The following is a 21,188-nucleotide window of genomic DNA, read 5'->3' as shown; positions in this document are numbered from 1 at the left end:
TGATCAATCCTTCATATTCATGCCGGCCATCCCTGACCCGCTGGCGGGATGAGTGGATGGATGCGTCGCTTCCTGCATACTCATAGCCTTGCCCATAAACGACGATACGAGATCTCCGAATGGATCGCCTGTCACTGATCCGTAATAGCTAACCGGCACGTCCTGGCTGGCCTGTTCGAGCTTCGCCATTGCGCCGTCGTCCAAGGTCGCGCCCGATTGGCGGGCCTTCTGAACCCAGGCATCAAACCCGGCCTGATCCATGGCGATGGCGTCGAAGTGCATGCCAGAAAAACCGTCCCCGCTGAAATTCGCTGATATTCCCCGGTAATGACCCGGATGATTGGCCATTAGATGCAGTCGCGTCTGCATGCCTGCCATCGCGTAGATCTGGCTGCCGAGCTGCGGGATGAAGAACGAGTTCATCACCGTCTGGGAGGTGATGTTGAAGGAGACGGGCGTTCCAACCGGCATCGCCAGCTCGTTGACCGTGGCGATGTGCAGGTCCGGGTAGATGAACAGCCACTTCCAATCGAGCGCCACGACCTCGACGTTGACCGGCTTACGGTCACCCGCGGCGATCCGCCGATACGGGTCGAGCGTGTGCGTGCTGTCCCAGGTGATGATGCCCAGCACGAGGATGATGAGGCACGGGATCACCCAGATGACGATCTCGATGGGGAGGGAGTGATTGAAATCCGGGCGATACGTCGCCTTCGTGTTGGTCGCCCGAAAATGATAGGCGACCGCCAGCGTCAGCACGATCACCGGGACCACGATCAGCAGCATGAGCAGGACGGATGTGATCAGAAGTGTCTTCTCGGAACTGCCGATCGCTCCTTGCGGGTCGAGTACATCCCAGTTGCAGCCGGAAAGCAGCAGGATGGGCAGGAGCATGAACGGCCGCCCGGCACGCCCTACCCGCCTGATCAGGTCTCTCATCGTCGATCTCACGCCATTTCACTCATTTTTGAAAATAGAGAACATTCCGCAAAAGCGCGACTTCAAGAACACGTCAAGCTGATCTGCAATCCGCGCAGACCGTGGTCGCCAGCCAACGGCGGAAGCCGCGCCGATGTCATATCCGACAACGGCGAGCGTTCTGTCGTGAAGCAGCGGCAATGTGACGGACATGTTCCCGTAGCTGTCTCGTTTGAACCCTTGCTGTCAACATTCGTGATAAAAAACCTGCTTCACCCCGCGAGGTGGATTGACCGTTACTTAGTAAGAACGAAAGTCCGCTTGCGGGTTATAGCAGTGTTTCGGTTAAGACCACTGTAACCAGCGGCGAAAATCCACGCAGCAGGGCGATCGCCTGCTCATGCGCGGCCTCGGTCCCTCCGGCGCAGGCGTCACCGACGACCCGCACGTTCCGCCCGTCGTCGACGGCCGCCAGCACGGTTCCGAGCACGCAGCATTCCGTCGCCACGCCACAGACGGCCAAGGTCGTGCCCGGCCCGGCGAGCGCGGCCATCCGCCTGTCCCACTTGCCGAAGGTGGCGCGGGTCTCGACAGGCGTTCCCGCCGCGGGCGTCAGCTTGAGGTCCCACGCTGGATCGGTCTCGGGCAGCAGAAGGGATGGGAAGGCCGCGTAGTAGTCGACCCAGGCGCCGGTCAGTAGTGCCGGCGGCACGTAGCGGGTCAGCACGACTCGGCCTTGGTATGCCGCTACCAGCCGCTCGATCCGCGGCAGAACGGTGTAGAAGCCGGGCGCCGCCCAGGCGCTCGGCGCATCGGCGAAGGCCGTCTGCATGTCGATGACCAGCAGCCACTCTGTCGCCGGAGCGCTCATAGAGGATGGCCCTTTCTCAGCAATCGCTCTTCATACTGGACCTGGAGCGCGCCCTGACGGCACAAGGGCTGGAACAGGTGCGGAAGCCCGATGAGCGGACGACGGCCACCTCGTAGACGCCGCGGACAGGTCTTGGTCTTCCATGACTGGGCCGATCGGCTCCTGGCATCCCCGCTCCGCAATCTGATCCTCGGCGGGGTTTTCGTCCTCTTTATCTGCCTGCTCGCGACCATCGGCTACGTGTCGGCCGGCTGGCCGGTCGGCGATGCCCTCTACATGGTCGTTCTGACCATCTACACTGTCGGCTACGACGAGGTTCGGGCGATCCACACGCCCTTCCTCCGCGCCAATACGATGATGCTCATCATCCTCGGCTGCACCGGCATGATCTTCCTCACCGGCGCCTTGGTCCAGTTTATCACCATCACCCAGTTCCAGCAGCTGTTCGGCACGAGGCGCATGAAGAACGACATCGACGGGCTGACCGATCACGTCATCATCTGCGGCTTCGGGCGCATCGGCATCATGCTCGCGCAGGAACTTACCGCCGGCCAGGCCCCGTTCATCATCCTGGAACGCAGCGACCGCCGCTTCGCCGAGGCCCGCGAGGCCGGCTACCTCTGCATCCAGGCGGACGCCACGGACGAGAACACGCTGCAGATCGCGGGCATCGCCCGGGCCCGGGTGCTCGCGACCGTGCTGCCGGACGACGCGGCCAACGTCTTCATCACGCTGAGTGCGCGCAGCCTCAACGCCTCGCTCGAGATCATCGCACGCGGCGAAGTCGCCTCCACCGAGCGGAAGCTCCTCCAGGCCGGGGCCAACCGGGTCGTCATGCCGACGCACATCGGGGCCGAGCGGATCGCGCAGATGATCCTGTTCCGGGAGAGCGAAAAATTCCTCCAAGGCACCGACCGCATGCGCGCCTTCCAGCGGCAGTTGCTCGAGATCGGGCTGAACCTGTTCACCCACCCGGTTTCGCCCGACAGCCCATGCGCCGGCGAGACGGTCGCCGAGATCGAGCATCGGGCGGCCGGCAGCTTCTTCATTGTCGGCGTCGACCGGCCGCACGACCAGGGCATCAACCGGCCACCGCCGGATACCGTGATCAACGCCGGGGATGGCGTGGTGCTCGTCAGCCGCGACGGTCACGCACATGTTGTGGCGTCGCTGCTCGGCGCGCCGCTCAGCACCATCTGAAACCCCGGGCCTCAGTCGGCCGAACTGGAAAGCCCCTGGCCGGCGTTGCGATATTCGGCGACGGCGTCCCGGAAGGACAGCAGGATGCGGCGGGACACCTCGTCCGTGTCCATGTCGTATTCGGGATGCCACTGAACGCCCACGGCAAAGCCCGGGCACTGGGTGACGCGAAAGGCCTCTATCGTGCCGTCCGGCGCATATCCCTCCGCCACAAGGCTGGAGGCCAGCCTGTCGACACCCTGGTTGTGAAGGGAGTTCACCGCGATCTCCCGCGCCCGGGCGACGCGATGCAGCCAGCTTCCCGGCACCACGCGCAAGCTATGCGCCTTTCCCTGCCGAACCTTCGCCAGATGCTGCATCGGCGTGGAGTGGTCTATCCGGCCTGGCAGGTCCTGCAGGCGCTGATGCAGACTGCCGCCGAGCGCCACGTTCATTTCCTGAAAGCCGCGGCAAATCCCCAGCAGCGGCACGCCCTGCCGGATCGCGACGCGGATAAGCGGCAGCGTCACCGCGTCCCGGAAGCGGTCTTCCAGCGTTTCCGGCGGGTGCGGATCGCCGCCGTATAGCGCCGGCTCCACGTTGGAGGGGCTGCCGGTGAGAATGACGCCGTCCAGCCTGTCCAGCAGCGCGCCCACGTCGGAGTGCGAGCCGTTTGCCGGAATCAGCACCGGGATCCCGCCGACAACCTCGCCCACTGCACGGACATAAGTGTCCGATACGGCATGGTTGAGCATCGAGAAGCGGCCGAACAGCTTCTGGCAGCAGGAGATACCGATGAGAGGCTTCATTTGCATAACAATGGGACAGCGAAGCCGGCGATAAAAGCGATTCTTGCGTATGACCGTACCTTATTCGGAGCGACTGTCCGCTGGCGGCAAGGCTCCGCAGCGCCATGAGGGAAGCTTGAGCGAATTGACGGTTAGAGGGTAACGCTCCATCTCCATGAGACGGGGGGCGGCTCGCCGCGACGGCGCGTCAGCCCCACAGTGAGGAGACGAGACATGGCCGACAATCCCCTGAAGTTCGATGCCGCGCGCGAGGAGCGCATTCGCCAACGCGCTTACCATCTGTGGGAAACCGAAGGGCAACCGGAGGGCCGAGCGGTCGAGTTCTGGGAGCGCGCAGCCGAACTGGTCGGCATGGAGGATAGCGGCCTCACCGGCCAGATCGAGAACCCGATTGCCGCAGGCATCGATCCGACCGCGCCGACCAATGTCGAAGAGGCGGAAATTCAGCAGAACCTCGGCGAGTTCCCAGATCGGTTTGCCGATCAGGGCGAGTGGGCCTCGACACCAAAGGCCAAGAAGGGTCGCAAAGGCCGCAAGGCTGAGACAGTGGAGCCCAGCAAAACCGCCTGACGCGACGAACGCCGGCCCGACAATCAACACCTTTGCCGTAGCGGCTGGCAGCCCCTGAGAATGTCCAGCGGCTTAGCTGGGCCGCCACCCGTAGCGGGACAGCATCGTCAGCCGCAGGCTGTCGAGGGCGGCGGCCGATCGGCTTGTCTGGATAAGAAATCTTCCGGCGCAAATCCCGGTAACGAGCCTCACCCCCTGGGGGACGGCGACGGCCGCGACAGACAGGCTGTCGCCAGTCAAGTCAGCTCCCCGACGCCACTGCGCGAGTGTCGATGGCGACACCAGATCCGGCAGAACCGCAGCGAAGCAAACCGCCGCCGCCGCTGCCGCCGCCTCGTATCCCGCGAGGCGGTCGTCCGTGGGAACATCGATCCGTAGATTTGCGGCGGCTTCAAGGAAACTTGGCACCCCCGGCAACAGCGGATCACGCGCCAGGGCGCCGTCACAGCCCTGCGCGCCTGTCGAGAACAGTGCTCTTGCTCCGGCGGCTCGCGCCTTGGCGAGAGTAGTGCGCAACCTGGGGCCGCTCAGGAAGGCGAGGTCGAAGGACCGGCGGCGCAGACCCTCGGCGAGGCTTTCGGGATCGGTTAGGCCGTAGACCGGCTCAGCGGGCAGTCCGAGAAGATCAAGGGCCAGGAAGGCTGCGAGTTCCGGCCCGATCGGGTTGGACGCCGCAAGTCGCCACGGCCGAGAGGCGTGCCGGGAAAGCGGGGCGCGGCCGACCAGGACCGCCGGCGTCGCGCCGACCAGCGCCGCTATCCAGCGCCCGGGGTCGTATTTGGCGCGGCTATCGCCTTCGAGCCAGGCGACCAGCGCCGCTCCAGGCGCGAACATGAGCGTGGTGCCGTCCGGGTCCAACCGGCTGCCGAAGGCGTTGCAGACCGTCACACCGTCCGGTCCGCCCATGGCCGTGAAGGTCACGGCGACGTCGGGGGGAAGACCGTCCAGCAGATGGGGGCCGAGCAGCTTCGCCCACCCCGCGATGTAGCCGTGCGACGGCCCGCTACTCAGCAGCGTGACGTTCGCCGGAAACGGAGAGACCGCTGATTGGGCACTCGCCGCTCGCGGCGATATCGCTGGAACCGCCATAGCCGGAAGCGCCAGGAGAGCGCGACGAGCCAGTCCGTGTCCCGCCATGTGTGCCTACCCCAGGCCCGGCCTCAGGCGTCGTATTGGAGAAGCGCTTCGACCGGCACGTCCAGAAGCTTCCGCCCACCCAGGAACGTCAGCTCGATCAAGGTTGCGGCGGCGGGCACTTCCGCCCCCAGCATTCGAAGGAGACGTATGCTGGCAGCCAATGTTCCGCCGGTGGCCAGCAGGTCGTCGACCACGACGACGCGTGCGCCCGCGGGAATGGCATCCGCCTGAACCTCGATCCGGTCGGACCGATACTCCAGCGTGTAGTCCAGACCCACAACAGCTCCGGGCAATTTGCCGGGCTTGCGGAGCATCACGAAGCCGCAGCCGAGTTTGAGCGCCAGCGGGGCCGCGAACAGGAAACCGCGGCTTTCGATGCCGGCAAGGAAATCAGGCCGATAGTCGCGGATCGCCTGCGCCATCCGGCTCATCGCCACCTGAAATGCATCGGCATCCCGCAGCAGCGTCGAGATGTCGTAGAAAAGTATCCCGGAACTCGGGAAGTCCGGGATCGATCGGATATGCTCTTTCAGGTCCATGCTGCGCTGTATAACGGAGCCTGGATGTGCGGCAAGGCATTCAAAAGCTCAAGCGCGGCGGCCGTCAGTTACCCGGCAGGTCATACTGCAAAGAGTAAGCTTCGGCATTACTCGTCGCGTTGTTCACGAGTGCCGAATAGGGAATGTCGGCGAGCCGCTCGGCCGCCTGATCGGGCGGCACCGAGAAGATCGGCGACCCGAGCAGCTTGTTCACCTGAGCCTGATTTCCGGACGAATAAGCGGCCGACAGCGCCAGCATCGTGTCGACGACTTCTTGAGAGGGAACCTCCGGGCTGATGCCAAGAGTGCCGCGAATGATGTCCCGTGACTGCAGCATCTGCAGGCGGAAGAGGCCGGGCATGTACACCCAGCGCGGCGACGTGTTGAGTTGCCCGCCCATGTAGTCCAGCGCAGCGACGGTGCTGGCCGCCAGTGCGGGATTACCCTTCATCTCGCCGGTATGGCCGAAGCCATAGGACGCGACATCGAGCGAGCGCACATCGATGTCGCCGTTGGTATTGAGCGCGCCCGCCGGCATGACCGCTGTGCTCGGCAGGCGATAGATGTCGCTCGAGCAGCCGGCCAGCATCGCCAGGGCGGCCGCGCCAAGCAGAACTGCTAAATTTCTCATGATTTGCCCCAAACTCCGGTCACTCTACTCGTGCAGCAGCCGTTTGGATGCCGCTGCGTGACCGCCTCCAAATATGTTGAAGAAGCTTAGGCCGCGGGGAGCTTCCGCATCATCGGAGTGAAGCCCGGTGACGCTGGGCCAGTTCCACATAATGCGCGGTGGTTGCGGCAAAGCCGGCTCGCTCTTCGTCGCCGAGCACCCGCTGGAACCGCGCCGGCGAGCCCATCCAGAGTTCGTTGCGGCCGATGCGCTTGCCGGATGGCAGCAAGCCGCCCGCGCCAAGCACGCCCCCCGCCTCGATCACCGCGCCATCGAGCACCGTCGCGCCCATGCCGACGAAGCCGCCGTCCTCGATAGTGCAGGCATGGACGATCGCCGCATGGCCCACGGTGACATCGTCGCCGAGGATGCAGGCGAAGGTTTTGCGGTTCACGTGCAGGATCGAGCCGTCCTGGATATTCGTCCGCGCGCCGATACGGATGAAGTTCGTGTCCCCACGCAGGACGCAGTGATACCAGACGCCGGACCCTGGCCCGATCTCCACATCGCCGATGACAACGGCTGTCGGCGCCACCCAGGCGCCAGGGTCTATCCGCGGCAGACGGCCCTCGAAGGGAAGGATGCCGCCGCCGGTCACGCTCAAGAGGTGAGCGCTAGCATGAGGCGGAGGTTCTGCACCGCGGCCCCCGAGGCGCCCTTGCCGAGGTTGTCCAGCCGCGCCACCAGCACAGCCTGCCGCGACGCCTCGTTGGTGAACACGTGCAGGCTCATGCGGTCGCTGTCATTGAGCCCCTCGGGCTCCAGCCGGGCGAGAGGCTCGGCCGAAACCTCGATGTCTGGCGTCTGCGCGTAATGCTCGGCGAGCGCGGCGGCGATCTCGGCGCCCGATGGCCGCTCTCCGTCTGCACGACGCGGCAGATCGTCGAGATGCAGCGGCACAGAGACCAGCATCCCCTGCCGGAAGTGACCCACGGAGGGCACGAAGATCGGCCGGCGCGTGAGCCCTGCGTGACGCTCGATCTCCGGGACGTGCTTGTGCTCCAGGCCGAGCGCGTAGAGTTCGAACGGCGGACCGCCCTGCGTCTCATGGCCCTCGATCATGCTGCGGCCACCGCCGCTGTAGCCGCTCACGGCATTGATGCTCAGCGGGTAGTCTCTCGGGATGAAACCGGCATCGACGAGGGGGCGCAGCAGCGCGATGGCGCCCGTGGCGTAGCAGCCGGGGTTCGAGACATGGCGCGCCGAAGCGATCGCCGCCGCCTGGCCAGGCGCCAGCTCAGGAAACCCGAAAACCCAGCCCGGGGCCGTCCGGTGGGCGCTGCTGGCGTCGAGCACACGCGGCGCATCGGGTCCGAGCGCGTCGGCGAGTGCCACGGCCTCCCGCGCCGCTTCGTCCGGCAGGCAAAGGATCACGAGATCCGCCTGCTCCATCAGCGCCTGCCGCGCCGCGGGGTCCTTCCGGTCGGCGGGCGCGATACTGAGCAGGCTCAGCGTGTCGAAGCCCGCCAGCCGCTGGCGGATGCCAAGGCCGGTCGTCCCGGCCTCGCCGTCGATGAAGATCGCCGGCACCATGCCGCCCTTGAACGCGGACGCTCCGGAGGGAGATGGCGCCGGCATAGTGTCCGCTTAGCGCTTGCTGAACTGGAAGCTGCGGCGGGCCTTGGCGCGGCCATACTTCTTGCGCTCGACGGTGCGGCTGTCGCGGGTGAGGAAGCCCGCCACCTTGAGGATGCCGCGCAGGTCGGGCTCGTAGTAGGTGAGCGCGCGGCTGATGCCATGGCGCACGGCGCCCGCCTGTCCGGAGAGACCGCCGCCGTTGACCGTGCAGACCACGTCGAACTGGTTGTAGCGGTCGGCGACCAGGAAGGGCTGCGTGATGAGCATGCGGAGCACGGGACGGGCGAAATACTGCGCCGCCTTCTTGCCGTTGACGGAGATGTCGCCGCGGCCCGGCTTGATCCAGACGCGGGCGACCGCGTCCTTGCGGCGGCCGGTGGCGTAGGAGCGGCCGAACTCGTCGCGCTTCGGCTCGACCCGGATCGGGGCCGCGTCGGTGCTGGTCGCAATGGGCGCCTGGGCTAGATCGGCGAGCGTTCTGGTCTGGGTGTCGGACATGGTCAGACCCTCCGGTTCTTGGCGTTCATGGCGCCGACATCGAGTGTCGCGGGCTGCTGGCCGCCATGCGGATGCTCCATATCCGGATAGACGTAGAGGTGGCGCATCTGCGCCCGCTGCAGCGGGCCGCGCGTGATCATGCGCTCCACCGCTTTCTCGACGACCTGCTCCGGCCGCGAGCTGTTCAGCCGCTGGGCGATGCTGCGGCTTTTGATCCCGCCGGCATAGCCGGTATGGTAGTGGAACAGCGCCTGCTCCGCCTTCTTGCCGGTCACGCGAACCTTGCGGGCGTTGACCACGATGACGGCGTCGCCGCAGTCGACATGCGGGGTGAACTGGGGCTTGTGCTTGCCGCGCAGACGCTGGGCGATCACGACCGCAAGACGGCCGAGCACCAAACCTTCCGCATCAATGAGCACCCAGTTCTTCTGAGCCTCTGAGGGCTTCAGCGAGAGGGTCGTCTTCATCCGAACTCGGTTCCTTAGGTAGTGAATGCGCGGCCCATGGCCGCTTGCAGTAGAGTGCGCGGCTTATGAGCGCTCACGTCCGCCCAGGTCAAGGCTTTTACCGTGTGGTATCCAGATACCACACCGGCGCAGCGGTCGATTTACGCGGGCGGCGAAGTGCTCGTCGCGCCGAACATCGCGTCCGCATGACGGTGAAGCGTGGTGGCGATCAGGTGATGAGGGAGGGAAAGTTTCTCATGAGCAGAGGCTGTCGACATACAGCCTCTGCTCATGCCGGCCGTCTTACGGCCGATGCCTAACGACGACACGATGTCGCCGCGGCTGACGTCTCCCTAAACTTGGCTGCCGAAATAATGACCAGATGGCACTCGCTCCGGCAACTTCACTGTGGCGAAACGAAAAGATTTGAGCAAGGACTAATATGGCTACAACCAACTATGATGGAGCAAGCAAAAGGTGCACATTCCCCTTGCCCCCGAGGGAGTTAGCACGATGAGTTCAGTCAGTGGGATGCCCGGCGCGGTTGCGGGAACCGACGCCGATATCCGCTCGATCCTGACCCGGTATACGCGCGTGGCGCTCGTCGGCGCCTCCGCCAAACCGGAGCGCCCGTCGCATGGCGTCATGGGCTTCCTCCTCCGCCACGGCTTCAGCGTGACGCCGGTCAATCCCGGCCTCGCCGGACAGTCTGTCCATGGGCAGACCGTGGTCGGCACGCTCGACGAGGCGGCTCCGCTTGAGATCGTCGATATCTTTCGAGCCCCGGAGCAGGTCGGGCCGGTGGTCGCGGACGCCATCCGCCTCGGGGCGCGCGTCGTCTGGATGCAGCTCGGCGTCGTCAACAAGGAGGCTGCGGATGCGGCCCGCGCCGCAGGCATTGCGGTCGTGATGGATCGTTGTCCGGCTATCGAGTGGCCACGCCTTGGGCTGAGACGCGCCTAAATCCCTACTGTCTTTTCGTTAAGATGATACGCATACGATAGACAAGGCAGGGGGCTGGCACCAACTCTCCTGCCAAGGCTAAACCCCGAACAGGACATTCCCATGACCCCCGAGGAACGCGACATCATCAGCCGCTTCGTGCAGCGGGTCGCCGGCAGCCCGGCGGCGGGCTCGGTGCCCGCCACGACAACGGCGCCCCGGCCGCCGGTCGATCCTGAGGCGGATCAGCATCTGGCGACGCTGTTTCAACAGTATCCCGAGGCACGCTACCGCATCACGCAGCTGGCTTTCGGCCAGGAGCAGGCGCTGCAAGGCGCGGCTCAGCACATCCAGGCGCTCGAGCAGCAGCTAGCGGCGGCTCATCAGGCGCAGGGACAGCCCGGCGGCCAACCCGGTCAGCCCAGCGGCTTCTTCAGCCGGCTGTTTGGCGGCAACCAGCAAGGACAGCCGCAGCCGGGCCAGGCCCCCTACTCCCAGCCCTATCAGCAGCAGCCGGGGCCTGGTTATGCCCAGCAGCAGCCAGGGTTCGGCGCCGCACCCGCCGGGTATGGCCAACAGGGCATGATGGCGCAGCGTGGCGGCAGCGGCTTCCTCGGCTCGGCGCTGACGACGGCGGCGGGTGTAGCCGGCGGCATGCTCGCCTTCAACGCGATCGAGGGGCTCTTCACCGACCGCGGCGCGCAGTCGATCGGCGCCGGCACATTCGGCACCGATCAGGTCGGTGGCGGCTTGGACCAGAGCGGCTGGAACAACATGCCGGCGGATCAGGGCGTGCCGGATCAGGGTATGGCCGACAACAGCGGCTGGCAGACCGTTCCCGATCAGGGCGCGGGAGGTGGCGCCGATAACAGCGGCTGGCAGGACACGTCGGCGCCCGACGACAACAGCGGCGGCGGCTGGGACGACAGCGGCGGCGGCAACAGCGACTGGAGCTGAACTACCCGAGAGAGACGCTCTGCCAGGGGACCAGCGTCACCAACGATACGATGGCGCTGAACCCGACATCCACCGCGACCAGCAGGGCGGCGCCTGTTGGCGACACGTTCAACACGAGGCGCGTCACGAACCACTCGAGCCAGAGCGCCCAGCCGTAGCCGACGAGAGCGCAGGTTTCGGAGGCAATCGGCGGGACGTGCAAGACCGCCGGCACGGACGTGACGAACAGAAGCACGTACTGGGCGAAGTTGCTCCAATTCCACGCGCTGATGTAGCGCGGCCATTGCGCCTCGGCCTTCAGCACCCGCACGAGTGGCAGAGAGACGAGGGCGAAGCCCGCCCAGCTGATCGGGAATGTCAGCAGGTCCAGCACCATGACGTGCGGCGGATCGATCGGGCCGACGCCCGCCAACCAGTCCAGCACATGGAACATCACGAAGATCGGCAGCGAGAAGATTGCCGTCACGAAACTTCGCCGCGTGGCGCCCACGTCGTTCGTGAAGGCTCGGATGCCGTCGGCGCGACCGAAGGTAAGCTGCGCGATGGCGCGAGCGTCCGCGACGATTTCGCGGCCCATCAGCCGAAGCCCGTCGGCAAAGCGCCCGCTCATCCCTTGTGGGCCGCGAGGGACTGCGTCACCAATTCGAGGACCTGCGGCACCGCGACGAGGATGAGCGTGCCGAGGTTGACCAGCAGGACGAATGCCGCCGATCGCAGGCCGGTCAATTCGAGCCCTCGCCGCGCCAGGAACCACTGCAGCCAGAAGGCGTAGGCGAGCAGGACGCAGCACAGCAGGACCACGCTGACGCGCAGCGACACGCCCGCCTGCACCATGAACCCCGCGGCGAGCACCAGGACGGCGGCCAGCAAAGGCAGCGCCCACTGGCACCAGTTGAGTGCGGTCGCGAACCGGAACCACTGGTCCTCCCGCCCCCAGCGCCGGGCGATGGCCTGCGAGATCACAGGAGGCGCTAGCAACGCGATGAGCGTCGCCAGGAAATCGGCGACGCCGTCTTCGGTCTTGCCCTGAGCGATCATCAGCACGCAGCCGACCAGAGGGAAGGCGATCAGGGGCGCGAGGCTCGACAGAAACGCCTCCGGTCCCGTCCCCAGCTCGGCAAATCCCGCCGCCCTGCCACGGCAGAGCAGCACGATGCCGCGCAGGATGTTCTGCTTCCCCGCGCGTGGCTTCAGGCTCGGGCGCATCATGGCGGAAGGCCCTTTGCGAAGCGCGCGAGGATCGCGGCATAGGCGCCGGCGAGCGCCCGCAGTTCCTCGACCGAGGTTTGCTCGTCGACCTTGTGCATCGTTGCCCCGACCAGGCCGAACTCCGCCACCGGGCAGAGCTTGGTGATGAAGCGCGCATCCGAAGTGCCGCCGCCGGTATCGAGCTTTGGCTCCATCCCGAACACGTCGGCGATGGTTTCCGCCAGGGCGCTGACCGCCGGGCCCGGCTCGGTCAGGAAACTGTCGCCCGAGCGGTGAAAGTCGATCGCGACGCCGGGCGCATGTTCATGGGCGAGGTCCGCGATCCAGCCTTCCAGCGACGCGGCGTCATGGGCGTCGTTGTAGCGGATGTTCAGCGTCGCCCGCGCCTGAGCCGGAATGAGGTTGGTGGCCGTGTTGCCGACATCGATGCTCGTCACCTGCAGGCTGGAACGCTGGAACCAGCGGCTCCCCTCGTCCAGCCGGTGCGTCGTCAGCGCATGAAGCAGGGCCAGCATCCGGTGCACCGGATTATCGGCCAGATGCGGATAGGCGACATGCCCCTGCACGCCCTGCACGGTCATGGTGGCGCTGAGGCTCCCCCGGCGGCCGATCTTGATGATCTCGCCGAGGCGGGTGGGGTTCGTCGGCTCCCCGACGACGCAGAAATCAGGCACCTCGCCATGCTCGCGCATCCAGTCGACGACCCGCACGGTGCCGTCCCGCGCCGAGCCCTCCTCGTCGCCGGTAATGAGCATGGACACCGAGCCCGGAAGGCTTCCGCCCGCCTGTGCCTGGGCGACGCCGGCCACGAATGCGGCGATGGCAGCCTTCATGTCGCAGGCGCCGCGGCCATAGAGGACGCCGCCCTCGACCACGCCGCCGAACGGTTCATGGCGCCATCCCTCGCCCGGCGGCACCACATCGGTGTGTCCCGCGAAACAGAAGTGTGGCGCGTCGCTACCTAACCGCGCGTAAATGTTCTCGGTCTCGCCGAATGGCAGACGGTGGATGGTAAAGCCCAACGCCTCCAGGGCCTCGGCCAGCACATCCTGGGCGCCGTCGTCGGCGGGGGTGACCGAAGCGCAGCGGATGAGCCGCTGCGCCAGGGGCACAGGATCGGCAAGGCCCTCGGCGCCCGTCACGTCCGCAGCAATTCATTCACCGAGGTTTTTTCCCGCGTCCGCGCATCGACCCGCTTGACGATCACGGCGCAGGCGAGCGACGGGCCCGGCGAGCCGTCCGGCAGCGGGCGGCCGGGCAGCGTGCCGGGCACAACGACGGAATAGGCCGGCACGCGCCCATAGGTGATCTCGCCCGTCGCCCGGTCGATGACCTTGGTCGAGGCGCCGAGGAACACCCCCATGGAGATCACCGCGCCGCGCTCGACGATGAAGCCCTCGGCGACTTCCGAGCGGGCGCCGACGAAGCAGTCGTCCTCGATCACGACAGGATTGGCCTGCAGCGGCTCCAGCACGCCGCCCAGTCCCACGCCGCCGCTGATATGGCAGTTCCGCCCGACCTGGGCGCAGCTGCCGACCGTCGACCAGGTGTCGATCATGGTGCCCTCGCCGACATAGGCGCCGACGTTCACGAAGCTTGGCATGAGCACGACGTTGCGGCCGATGAACGCCGAGCGACGGACGACCGCGCCCGGGACGGCCCGGAAGCCGGCGTCGGCGAAGCGGTTTTCGCCCCAGCCCTCGAACTTCATCGGCACCTTGTCGAAAACAGGTGCGCCGCCGGCGCCCGCCATGGGCGCACTGTCATACAGTCGGAACGACAGCAGCACAGCCTTCTTGAGCCACTGGTTGACCTGCCAGCCGGAGCCGGTGGGCTCCGCGACCCTCAGCGCGCCCTGCTCCAAAAGCGCCAGCGCCTCGTCAACGGCTTCGCGGTCCGGCCCTCGGGTAGTGGCGGAAATCTCTGTCCGACGATCCCACAGCGCATCGATCACGTCAGCCAGAGGGTGGCCGGCCAGTCTCGCCGTCGTCATTCCGTTCTCCATCCACGAAAGCGGCCGGACCTTTAAGCCGCGCGGGGAGCATGTCAACGCGGCATGCCGCCCTGTGCTACTTGGAACGCGGGAAGATGGGACATCGTCAGCCGTATGCGCATACCGCCTCAGTCCGCCGCCTTCGTCCTCCTGCTGGGGGCGATGTCGGCCATGCCGCCCTTCGCCACGGATCTCGGCCTGCCCGCTCTCGGGACGATCGCGGGCTCGCTGCACACCAGCGCGGGCATGAGCGGATTGACGATCAGCCTCTTCATGGCCGGCTTCACCGCGACGCCGCTGATCTATGGGCCGGTGTCGGACCGTTACGGGCGCAAACCCGTGCTGGTTGGCGGCCTCTCGGCCTTCGCCGTCGCCTCTTTGCTCTGTGCCCTCGCGCCATCGATCGCCACGTTGCTGATCGCCCGGCTGCTGGAGGGCGCCGGCGCAGGTGCGGGCATAACCATGGCCTTCGCGATCGTCCGCGACCTCTTTTCGGGCGCGCCCGCACGTACTCGCCTCTCGATGGTGACCGTCGTCCTCAACACCGCGCCCGTGATTTCGCCCACCGTCGGCGCGCTGATCCTCACCTTCGCCGGCTGGCGCGCGATCTACGGCACCTTGGCCGCCATCGGCTTTCTGGTCGTCTTCGCGAGCCTGTTCGGCTACCGGGAATCACGCGACCGCCAGACCATCGGACCAAGGGGCAGCCTTGTTGCGGGCTACCGTCGCCTGCTCGGCAACCGGTCCTGCGTCGGGCATTTCCTGATCTACGGGCTGAGCTTCGGCAGCGCCTTCGCCTACATCTCCGGCTCGTCCCTCGTCGTGATCACCCTCTATCGAGCGAGCCCCACGGAATACGGTCTGCTCTTCGCCTGCACCGCCCTCGGCATCGTCTTCGGCGCGACGCTGAACGGCTGGCTGAGCACGAGGAGAACTCACCGGCTGCCGATGCTTCCCACCGGCCTCGCCGGCATGATCGCGGTGACGGTCTTGCTCACGCTTCTGGCCCTGTCGGGGCCGGTAAGGCTGCCGGTGCTGGTTCCTCTGTTCTTTCTGGTGACCTTCAGCTTCGGCATAATCGCGCCCAACGCGAGCCACGGCACACTCGAGCCGATCCCGGAGATCGCCGGTGTCGCGAGCGGCGTGCTGGCGTCTTTCCAGATGCTGTGCGCCACAGTCGCCAGCACGCTCGTCTCGCTGCTGTTCGCGCGCTTTGGCCTGTCCGCCGTGGTCGGCACCATGCTCATCTTCGCGATTGCGGCGGGCCTCGCCTATCTGGCCGTGCCCCGCGCCGCACTGAGCGCGGCATAGGTCGTCGCCTCCACCCGCTGATCGCGAAGCGCCGCGGCCACTGCCGGGCTGAGCAACGCCGCCATCTCACCCTCATGATCGTAGGCCGGCATGAGCCGGTCGAGCAGCGGGTCGCGCCGCGCCGCCGGGTGAAAGTAGATCTCGCTGAGGCCCTGCGGCAGCGCCGGCAATAGCCGCAGAAGCCGGTCCGCGGTCATGCCGCCGCTCCAGGCAATGCCGAACGCATGGTCGTTCGTGAGCAGGCCTGCCCGCCGCGCCTGCATCCGCAGCATCTGCGTCCAGCCGAGGAAGGCAAGCGCGCGCCAGGGCCTTGGCTGACGCCCAGCCGCGTCATCACCGTCACAGGCTCGGCCGGTATCCGCACTGCGCGAAGTTTGTGCTCGATACCGGTCTCGATGAGCAACCGGCCCACGGTCGGGTGGAGATGCATATGCTTGTGAGCGTTGGCGTGGTCCAGCGGCAGCCCGGTGGCGGCGAACGCGCGATATTGCGCCGCGACCTCCTTCGCCAGCTGCCGGCGCGTGGTGCGGCTGAAGGCATACCGCAACCCCAGGCCGAGCTGGTCCGAAGGGAACAGGCCGTCGCCATCGAGCAACAGGGCGATGTCCGTGGCCGGAAGCACGGCTGGCCCCTCGATCGCCACAAGATGCAGCCCGACCCGGAGGCCGGGCATCGCACGCGCCCGGCGGACAGCGTCTGCCGCGGCGTCTCCCGCCACCATCAGGCTGGCGGTCGAGAGGATGCCTTCCCGATGAGCGCGCTCGATGCCCTCGTTGACCGCGACCGACAGGCCGAAATCATCGGCCGAGAAGATCGCCCGCCTCAACAGCCTGCCTCAACGGCCGCCTCAACGGATGGTCAGGCGGCGACCTTGTTCCGCTCCCGCAGGAACTGGAAGAACTCCACGCCTTCGCGCAGGCGCCGCACCATCATCTGCCGGCTGCCCAGCATCTCGCCCACGATCGAGGCGATCTTCGGCGCCCTGAAATAGAACGCCCGGTAGAAGGTCTCGACGTTGTCGAAAATCTCGGTGTGGCTGAGGTGATCGTAGTTCAGCGGCGCGATCTGGATGCCGCTCTCGTCGATGAGTTCGGCATGCTTGATGTCGAGCCAGCCGTTCTCCAGCGCCTGCTTATAGAGCGCGGTGCCGGGATAGGGCGCGGCGAGCGAGACCTGGATGGTATGCGGGTTGATCCGGGTGGCGAACTTGATCGTCTCCTGGATCGTCTCGCGGGTCTCGCCGGGCAGGCCGAGGATGAACGTCCCGTGGATCTTGATGCCCAGCTCGTGGCAATCCTTGGTGAATTGCTCGGCGACTGAAACCAGCATTCCCTTCTTGATATTGTGGAGGATCTGCTGGTTGCCGCTCTCGTAGCCCACCAGCAACAGCCGCAGGCCGTTTGCCTTCAGGACCTCGAGCGTCTTGCGCGGCACGTTCGCCTTGGCGTTGCAGGACCAGGTGACGCCGAGCTTGCCCAGCTCCCGGGCGATCGCCTCGGCCCGGGGCAGGTTGTCGGTGAAGGTATCGTCGTCGAAAAAGAACTCGCGGACCTGCGGGAAAGCCGCCTTGGCCTGCCGGATTTCCTCCGCCACGTGCTCGGGGCTGCGCACACGGTAGCGGTGGCCTCCGACCGTCTGCGGCCACAAGCAGAAGGTACAGCGGGATTTGCAGCCACGGCCCGTGTAGAGCGAAATATACGGGTGCATCAGATAGCCGATGAAGTAGTCCTCGATGCGGAGGTCGCGCCGGTAGACATCGGTGACGAACGGCAACTGGTCCATGTCCTCCAGCACCGCGCGGTCCTTGTTGTGGACGATGACGCCGTTGGCGTCGCGGTAGGAGATGCCGTCGACATCGGCCCAATCCCGGCCCTCGGCGATCTCCTTGATCGTGAAGTCGAACTCGTTGCGGGCGACGAAGTCGATGGCCGGGCCGCCGTTCAGGCTCTCGGTCGGCTGCACTGCCACTTTCGCGCCGACGAAGCCGATCTTCACGGCCGGGTTCGCCGCCTTAAGCTCGGTCGCGACGCGCACGTCATTGGCGAAGGAAGGCGTCGAGGTATGGATGACCACCAGATCGCGGTTCTTCACATCCTCCAGGATCGGCGCCATGCCCATGCGCGCGGGCGGCGCGTCGATCAGCCGGCTACCCGGGACGAGCGCCGCAGGCTGGGCGAGCCATGTCGGATACCAGAAGGACTTTATCTCGCGCCGCGCCTGGTAGCGCGAGCCGGCGCCGCCGTCGAACCCGTCGAAGGAGGGCGGTTGCAGAAAAAGTGTCTTCATCATGACTGACTGATACTCCGAGAAGGACGGCCCGCTTCACTCACCCGCCTGCGAAAGCGCGGTGTCTTAGCCGGACGTCTTGTCCAAGCTTAACTTCTTGCCCAGGTTGATCTTTTTGCTCAAACTGATCGTCTTGCCAAGGCGCCTCCGCAGCCAGGGCCGCCTCTCCCGCGCGGTTGTCACGGCCGCCATGCTGCTGCCACGCCACACGACCCGGTTGCCAAGGTAGCTTGCCAGCAGAACAACGATCGAAAACAGCTCGCGGAGGGGAAACAGCCAACCCGAAAAGGCACCGCGTTCCAGTAGCTTCGCCATCGCCCGTGCCTCGATCGCCCGCACCGCCCAGACGACGGCAAAGAAACCGAGCGCCCAAAGGCGGTGGTCCGCGCCCAGAACCGTCATCAATCCCCAGAACAGCGGATACTGAAGGAGCGACGTGGAGTAGGTCAGGGGTTCCAGCGCGCGGATGGTCCGCGCCCAGCGCAGTTCATGCCCAAAGAGAGCAGGCAGCGTCTCCTCCGACACAGTCGTCACCACCAGGCTCGGCGCCAGCGCCACACGCAGCCCGAGGCGCCGGACCAATCGCCCGAGCGCCGCGTCGTCCGCCAGATGAGGCAGCAGCGCGGGCAATCCGCCGATACGGACAAGGGTCGACCGTCGCAGCGCGAGGGCCGCGCCAAGGCAGTCCTGCCGGCCCAGCATCCGCCCGAGCAGCACGCCGGGCAGGAAGATGTGATTGATCTGCGCCGCGCCGAACCGCCCCGCGATGCTCTGTCCAGCGGCGAATCCCGCATAAAGGGCGGTGACAGCTCCCACTTCGGGGGCCTCCAGCGCCGCCACGATGCGTTCCAGGAAATGCGGGGTCACGTGCACATCCGAGTCCGCGAGCACGATGATTTCGTGCTTGGCCGCCGGCCACATGTTGATGAGATTGGCCACCTTGCCGTTGCCGCCATGGCGCGTTTCGTCGATGACCATGGCGATGTCGAGACGCGGAAACAGCAACCGAAGACGTTCCACGACCGCAATGGCCGGGTCGTTCCGATCCTGGACGCCGAAGATCAACTGGTAGTCCGGATAGGATTGCGTACAAAAAGAGGCAAGCGCCGCCTCCAGCAGCGGCTCGTCGCCCTTCAGCGGCTTGAGGATGCTGACGGGTGGCCGCTCCACCAGTTGGGGCCGGGGCTGGCGGTTGAACCGCTTGAGCGCATGCACGCCGACACCCGCCTGAACGAGACCGGCGCCTGCGAAACAAGCTGTCGCGTCGGCTATGAGGGTCAACGCGGCTGCTCGCTTTCTTGGGCTGGATTAGGTGTTGATCGCGCCGCCGGACAAAGTCGAGACTTTTTGCTCCAGGCTGTCGATCAGCTGCGTCGCGTTGCCTTGCGACAACAGCGAGCTGAAGTCCGACCGTTGCACGGCAACCCGGCTGATCGTGCCGTCCAGCAGGATGTCCTGAACCTGCCAGCCGCGCCCGGTCCGTTCCATGACATAGTCGATTCGCACCGCGTCGCCCGCAGGCTTCGTGATCGTGCTGGTGACAACCCTCTGCGCGCCGACCGCTCGGGTCAACGGCGCGACAGTCGCCACCTCCCCCGCGTAATTACGAAAATTCGAAACATAGTTGGCAATGGTGAAGCTGCGGAACACTTGCTGAAGCTTCTGCTGCTGAGCCAGCGGAAGGCTGCTCCAATAGGACCCCACTGAAACCGCAATGATACGGGTCAGGTCGAAGCCCTGGTCGATCGCCGGCGCCAGCATATCGTACCGCTTGACGAACGGGGTCGAGTCGCCTGCCTTCATCATGGCGATCAAGGCATCGTTGAGCGCGACGATCGGCGCCGTCGGGGAGGCGGCCTGAGCCTCGGCCACCTCGACATGAACCAGGCGCGGTATCACGAATGCAGCCCCAATTGCCGCTACAAGCACGCGCCTCGAAAGCTTCATCCTGCACCTTCCGGCCTCGAAGCCGTCCCAAACCTGTCGCGTAGGTACCAGTCGCACGTCGTCCCGCAGCCTATGCCACCCTGCCGAGGCCGCCGGAACTCTGTGGAGTTTGGGGCTTGAGCTGCACGAAATCACCCGCCTCACGGCGTCGTGCCTACCGGTATGACGCAACCGAGGTCGCGTTTGTAACGCAGGGCCGTCCGAAAACAAGTCTGCCATGGGGGCTCCACCCTGCCGCAACCATGCCTGCGCGTGCAGTGCAGCGAAAACTTGCCCATGTTTTGTCAATTGCTTATGCCATGGTATTAGATGCTGGGTGGTAGATGCCCGGCTGTCGCTGGCCTGCAGAGACGGAGAAGACCAAAGATCATGCGAGTCCTCCTGGCCCAGCCGCGCGGGTTCTGTGCCGGCGTCGTCCGCGCGATCGACATCGTCGAGCGGGCTCTCATCAAATACGGCCCACCGATCTACGTCCGGCATGAGATTGTGCACAACCGTCATGTCGTGGAGGATTTGCGCCAGCGCGGCGCCGTGTTCGTCGACGAACTGGATGAGGTGCCCGAGGGCGCGATCACGGTATTCAGCGCTCATGGCGTCGCCAAGAAGGTACAGGACGAGGCGGTGAGCCTCGGGCTCCCGGTCATCGACGCCACCTGCCCTCTCGTCGCCAAGGTGCATGCCGAGGGCCGCCGCTACGCCTCGCAGGACCGCGAGATCGTTCTCATCGGCCACGCTGGCCACGCCGAGGTCGAGGGCACGATCGGCCAGATACCGGCCAAGGTGCATCTTGTGCAGACGGCCGAGGATGTCGGGACGCTTGCCGTCCGGGATGGCGACAAGCTTGCCTACGTGACGCAGACGACGCTCTCGGTGGACGACACCCGCGGCATCATCCAGGCGCTGCAGGAACGGTTCCCGACCATCCAGGGACCGGATGTGCGCGATATCTGTTATGCGACGCAGAACAGGCAGCAGGCCGTCCGGGATCTGGCACAGCAGGTCGACGTGCTGCTTGTGGTTGGGTCGCGCAACAGCTCGAACTCGAACCGTCTGCGTGAACTCGGCGAGGAACTTGGCTGCCCGTCCTACCTCATCGATGACGAAGCGGGTTTGCAGCCGGAGTGGTTTGCGGGCGTCGGCACCGTCGGCGTAACCGCGGGGGCTTCAGCGCCGGAAGTGCTGGTACAAGGCGTGCTCGACGGGTTGCGCCGCTTCGGCGATGTCGAGGTCGGGCTGATGGCCGGGGTTCCCGAGGACGTGCGTTTCCGGCTTCCGCCCGAAGTGGCGGACGTAGCCTAACTACCTCTGGCGCCCGACGTGGCGGATAC

General features: G+C 66.0%; 23 protein-coding genes and 1 pseudogene. 6 read left to right on the top strand and 18 right to left on the bottom strand.

Annotated elements, in window-relative coordinates; translation table 11 throughout:
• Positions 1-3 precede the first annotated feature (3 nt).
• On the bottom strand, positions 4-939 hold the full coding sequence (gene cyoA / locus ACOEQ1_RS03910; protein ID WP_419757913.1) for a ubiquinol oxidase subunit II: 936 nt from the start codon (positions 937-939) through the stop codon (positions 4-6).
• A gap of 307 nt (positions 940-1,246) precedes the next feature.
• Positions 1,247-1,789 carry a cysteine hydrolase family protein gene (locus tag ACOEQ1_RS03905; RefSeq protein WP_419757912.1) on the bottom strand — a complete coding sequence of 181 codons (543 nt, stop codon included), beginning with the start codon at positions 1,787-1,789 and terminating at the stop codon, positions 1,247-1,249.
• A gap of 132 nt (positions 1,790-1,921) precedes the next feature.
• Here ACOEQ1_RS03905 and ACOEQ1_RS03900 point away from each other — a divergent pair, with 132 nt between their 5' ends.
• Positions 1,922-2,989 carry a potassium channel family protein gene (locus ACOEQ1_RS03900; protein ID WP_419757911.1) on the top strand — a complete coding sequence of 356 codons (1,068 nt, stop codon included), beginning with the start codon at positions 1,922-1,924 and terminating at the stop codon, positions 2,987-2,989.
• An 11-nt stretch (positions 2,990-3,000) separates the two neighbouring features.
• Here ACOEQ1_RS03900 and ACOEQ1_RS03895 read toward each other — a convergent pair whose 3' ends face one another.
• Positions 3,001-3,777, bottom strand: a complete 777-nt coding sequence (locus ACOEQ1_RS03895) for a gamma-glutamyl-gamma-aminobutyrate hydrolase family protein (protein ID WP_419757910.1) — start codon at positions 3,775-3,777, stop codon at positions 3,001-3,003.
• A gap of 213 nt (positions 3,778-3,990) precedes the next feature.
• Here ACOEQ1_RS03895 and ACOEQ1_RS03890 point away from each other — a divergent pair, with 213 nt between their 5' ends.
• Positions 3,991-4,347 carry a DUF2934 domain-containing protein gene (locus ACOEQ1_RS03890; protein ID WP_419757909.1) on the top strand — a complete coding sequence of 119 codons (357 nt, stop codon included), beginning with the start codon at positions 3,991-3,993 and terminating at the stop codon, positions 4,345-4,347.
• Positions 4,348-4,419: 72 nt separating this feature from the next.
• On the opposite strand, the gene ACOEQ1_RS03885 is transcribed toward ACOEQ1_RS03890, so the two are convergent.
• The 7 genes from ACOEQ1_RS03885 to rplM form a co-directional block, all read right to left on the bottom strand.
• Positions 4,420-5,436: a hypothetical protein gene (locus ACOEQ1_RS03885; RefSeq protein ID WP_419757908.1), complete on the bottom strand. Its 1,017-nt coding sequence runs from the start codon at positions 5,434-5,436 to the stop codon at positions 4,420-4,422.
• A gap of 71 nt (positions 5,437-5,507) precedes the next feature.
• Entirely contained in the window at positions 5,508-6,023 is a 516-nt protein-coding gene (locus tag ACOEQ1_RS03880) for an adenine phosphoribosyltransferase (protein ID WP_419757907.1), read from the bottom strand.
• Positions 6,024-6,087: 64 nt separating this feature from the next.
• Positions 6,088-6,654 (bottom strand): hypothetical protein, encoded by a 567-nt coding sequence (locus ACOEQ1_RS03875; RefSeq protein WP_419757906.1) that lies wholly within the window; start codon positions 6,652-6,654, stop codon positions 6,088-6,090.
• Positions 6,655-6,763: 109 nt separating this feature from the next.
• On the bottom strand, positions 6,764-7,297 hold the full coding sequence (locus tag ACOEQ1_RS03870) for a gamma carbonic anhydrase family protein (protein ID WP_419757905.1): 534 nt from the start codon (positions 7,295-7,297) through the stop codon (positions 6,764-6,766).
• Positions 7,294-8,226 carry an N-acetyl-gamma-glutamyl-phosphate reductase gene (gene argC, locus ACOEQ1_RS03865; protein WP_419758634.1) on the bottom strand — a complete coding sequence of 311 codons (933 nt, stop codon included), beginning with the start codon at positions 8,224-8,226 and terminating at the stop codon, positions 7,294-7,296. The genes ACOEQ1_RS03870 and argC overlap by 4 nt, the downstream gene beginning before the upstream one ends.
• A gap of 54 nt (positions 8,227-8,280) precedes the next feature.
• A complete protein-coding gene (gene rpsI, locus ACOEQ1_RS03860) occupies positions 8,281-8,769 on the bottom strand; it encodes a 30S ribosomal protein S9 (protein ID WP_419757904.1) in 489 nt (162 codons plus the stop codon).
• Between the two features lie 2 nt (positions 8,770-8,771).
• Positions 8,772-9,236: a 50S ribosomal protein L13 gene (gene rplM / locus ACOEQ1_RS03855; RefSeq protein ID WP_419757903.1), complete on the bottom strand. Its 465-nt coding sequence runs from the start codon at positions 9,234-9,236 to the stop codon at positions 8,772-8,774.
• Between the two features lie 492 nt (positions 9,237-9,728).
• On the opposite strand from rplM, the gene ACOEQ1_RS03850 reads away from it, so the two are divergent.
• A complete protein-coding gene (locus tag ACOEQ1_RS03850; protein WP_419757902.1) occupies positions 9,729-10,178 on the top strand; it encodes a CoA-binding protein in 450 nt (149 codons plus the stop codon).
• Positions 10,179-10,280: 102 nt separating this feature from the next.
• Complete coding sequence (locus tag ACOEQ1_RS03845) at positions 10,281-11,114, top strand: DUF2076 domain-containing protein (RefSeq protein ID WP_419757901.1); 834 nt, start codon at positions 10,281-10,283, stop codon at positions 11,112-11,114.
• A 1-nt stretch (position 11,115) separates the two neighbouring features.
• Here ACOEQ1_RS03845 and ACOEQ1_RS03840 read toward each other — a convergent pair whose 3' ends face one another.
• Genes ACOEQ1_RS03840 through dapD form a run of 4 tightly spaced genes read right to left on the bottom strand, consistent with a single transcriptional unit; the run spans position 11,116 to position 14,316 of the window.
• Positions 11,116-11,724 carry a hypothetical protein gene (locus ACOEQ1_RS03840; protein WP_419757900.1) on the bottom strand — a complete coding sequence of 203 codons (609 nt, stop codon included), beginning with the start codon at positions 11,722-11,724 and terminating at the stop codon, positions 11,116-11,118.
• Entirely contained in the window at positions 11,721-12,323 is a 603-nt protein-coding gene (locus tag ACOEQ1_RS03835; RefSeq protein ID WP_419757899.1) for a hypothetical protein, read from the bottom strand. Before ACOEQ1_RS03835 ends, ACOEQ1_RS03840 begins: the two co-directional genes overlap by 4 nt.
• Positions 12,320-13,465: a succinyl-diaminopimelate desuccinylase gene (dapE, locus tag ACOEQ1_RS03830; protein ID WP_419757898.1), complete on the bottom strand. Its 1,146-nt coding sequence runs from the start codon at positions 13,463-13,465 to the stop codon at positions 12,320-12,322. Before dapE ends, ACOEQ1_RS03835 begins: the two co-directional genes overlap by 4 nt.
• The gene (dapD, locus tag ACOEQ1_RS03825) at positions 13,462-14,316 is read right to left on the bottom strand and encodes a 2,3,4,5-tetrahydropyridine-2,6-dicarboxylate N-succinyltransferase (protein ID WP_419757897.1); all 855 of its coding nucleotides are present in this window, start codon (positions 14,314-14,316) and stop codon (positions 13,462-13,464) included. Before dapD ends, dapE begins: the two co-directional genes overlap by 4 nt.
• 63 nt (positions 14,317-14,379) lie before the next feature.
• Between dapD and ACOEQ1_RS03820 the strand changes: the two genes are divergently transcribed.
• Positions 14,380-15,627, top strand: coding sequence for a multidrug effflux MFS transporter (locus ACOEQ1_RS03820; RefSeq protein WP_419757896.1), 1,248 nt, complete (start codon positions 14,380-14,382; stop codon positions 15,625-15,627).
• On the opposite strand, the pseudogene hpnK reads toward ACOEQ1_RS03820, so the two are convergent.
• The 4 genes and pseudogenes from hpnK to ACOEQ1_RS03800 form a co-directional block, all read right to left on the bottom strand.
• Positions 15,588-16,453, bottom strand: a pseudogene (gene hpnK, locus ACOEQ1_RS03815) (hopanoid biosynthesis-associated protein HpnK). The gene ACOEQ1_RS03820 and the pseudogene hpnK sit on opposite strands and share 40 nt — an antisense overlap.
• Before the next feature lie 32 nt (positions 16,454-16,485).
• Entirely contained in the window at positions 16,486-17,916 is a 1,431-nt protein-coding gene (gene hpnJ, locus ACOEQ1_RS03810) for a hopanoid biosynthesis associated radical SAM protein HpnJ (protein ID WP_419757895.1), read from the bottom strand.
• Positions 17,917-17,979: 63 nt separating this feature from the next.
• The gene (hpnI, locus tag ACOEQ1_RS03805; RefSeq protein ID WP_419757894.1) at positions 17,980-19,194 is read right to left on the bottom strand and encodes a bacteriohopanetetrol glucosamine biosynthesis glycosyltransferase HpnI; all 1,215 of its coding nucleotides are present in this window, start codon (positions 19,192-19,194) and stop codon (positions 17,980-17,982) included.
• A 27-nt stretch (positions 19,195-19,221) separates the two neighbouring features.
• Positions 19,222-19,785 (bottom strand): ABC transporter substrate-binding protein, encoded by a 564-nt coding sequence (locus ACOEQ1_RS03800; RefSeq protein ID WP_419757893.1) that lies wholly within the window; start codon positions 19,783-19,785, stop codon positions 19,222-19,224.
• A 444-nt stretch (positions 19,786-20,229) separates the two neighbouring features.
• On the opposite strand from ACOEQ1_RS03800, the gene ispH reads away from it, so the two are divergent.
• The gene (ispH, locus tag ACOEQ1_RS03795; RefSeq protein WP_419757892.1) at positions 20,230-21,159 is read left to right on the top strand and encodes a 4-hydroxy-3-methylbut-2-enyl diphosphate reductase; all 930 of its coding nucleotides are present in this window, start codon (positions 20,230-20,232) and stop codon (positions 21,157-21,159) included.
• The last annotated feature ends 29 nt before the right edge of the window (positions 21,160-21,188 follow it).

This window comes from Acidisoma sp. (assembly GCF_965199065.1).
GTDB lineage: Bacteria > Pseudomonadota > Alphaproteobacteria > Acetobacterales > Acetobacteraceae > Acidisoma.
This window is presented reverse-complemented; position numbering and strand designations above follow the sequence as displayed.

Coding starts and splice junctions, on each gene's coding strand:
- ACOEQ1_RS03850 (WP_419757902.1), top strand. CDS start 9,729: ATGAGTTCAGTCAGTGGGATGCCCGGCGCGGTTGCGGGAACCGACGCC.
- ACOEQ1_RS03840 (WP_419757900.1), bottom strand. CDS start 11,724: ATGAGCGGGCGCTTTGCCGACGGGCTTCGGCTGATGGGCCGCGAAATC.
- rplM (WP_419757903.1), bottom strand. CDS start 9,236: ATGAAGACGACCCTCTCGCTGAAGCCCTCAGAGGCTCAGAAGAACTGG.
- ispH (WP_419757892.1), top strand. CDS start 20,230: ATGCGAGTCCTCCTGGCCCAGCCGCGCGGGTTCTGTGCCGGCGTCGTC.
- ACOEQ1_RS03895 (WP_419757910.1), bottom strand. CDS start 3,777: ATGAAGCCTCTCATCGGTATCTCCTGCTGCCAGAAGCTGTTCGGCCGC.
- rpsI (WP_419757904.1), bottom strand. CDS start 8,769: ATGTCCGACACCCAGACCAGAACGCTCGCCGATCTAGCCCAGGCGCCC.
- argC (WP_419758634.1), bottom strand. CDS start 8,226: ATGGTGCCGGCGATCTTCATCGACGGCGAGGCCGGGACGACCGGCCTT.
- ACOEQ1_RS03885 (WP_419757908.1), bottom strand. CDS start 5,436: ATGGCGGTTCCAGCGATATCGCCGCGAGCGGCGAGTGCCCAATCAGCG.
- ACOEQ1_RS03820 (WP_419757896.1), top strand. CDS start 14,380: ATGCCGCCCTGTGCTACTTGGAACGCGGGAAGATGGGACATCGTCAGC.
- ACOEQ1_RS03875 (WP_419757906.1), bottom strand. CDS start 6,654: ATGAGAAATTTAGCAGTTCTGCTTGGCGCGGCCGCCCTGGCGATGCTG.
- cyoA (WP_419757913.1), bottom strand. CDS start 939: ATGAGAGACCTGATCAGGCGGGTAGGGCGTGCCGGGCGGCCGTTCATG.
- hpnJ (WP_419757895.1), bottom strand. CDS start 17,916: ATGATGAAGACACTTTTTCTGCAACCGCCCTCCTTCGACGGGTTCGAC.
- ACOEQ1_RS03835 (WP_419757899.1), bottom strand. CDS start 12,323: ATGATGCGCCCGAGCCTGAAGCCACGCGCGGGGAAGCAGAACATCCTG.
- ACOEQ1_RS03845 (WP_419757901.1), top strand. CDS start 10,281: ATGACCCCCGAGGAACGCGACATCATCAGCCGCTTCGTGCAGCGGGTC.
- dapD (WP_419757897.1), bottom strand. CDS start 14,316: ATGACGACGGCGAGACTGGCCGGCCACCCTCTGGCTGACGTGATCGAT.
- ACOEQ1_RS03890 (WP_419757909.1), top strand. CDS start 3,991: ATGGCCGACAATCCCCTGAAGTTCGATGCCGCGCGCGAGGAGCGCATT.
- ACOEQ1_RS03905 (WP_419757912.1), bottom strand. CDS start 1,789: ATGAGCGCTCCGGCGACAGAGTGGCTGCTGGTCATCGACATGCAGACG.
- ACOEQ1_RS03880 (WP_419757907.1), bottom strand. CDS start 6,023: ATGGACCTGAAAGAGCATATCCGATCGATCCCGGACTTCCCGAGTTCC.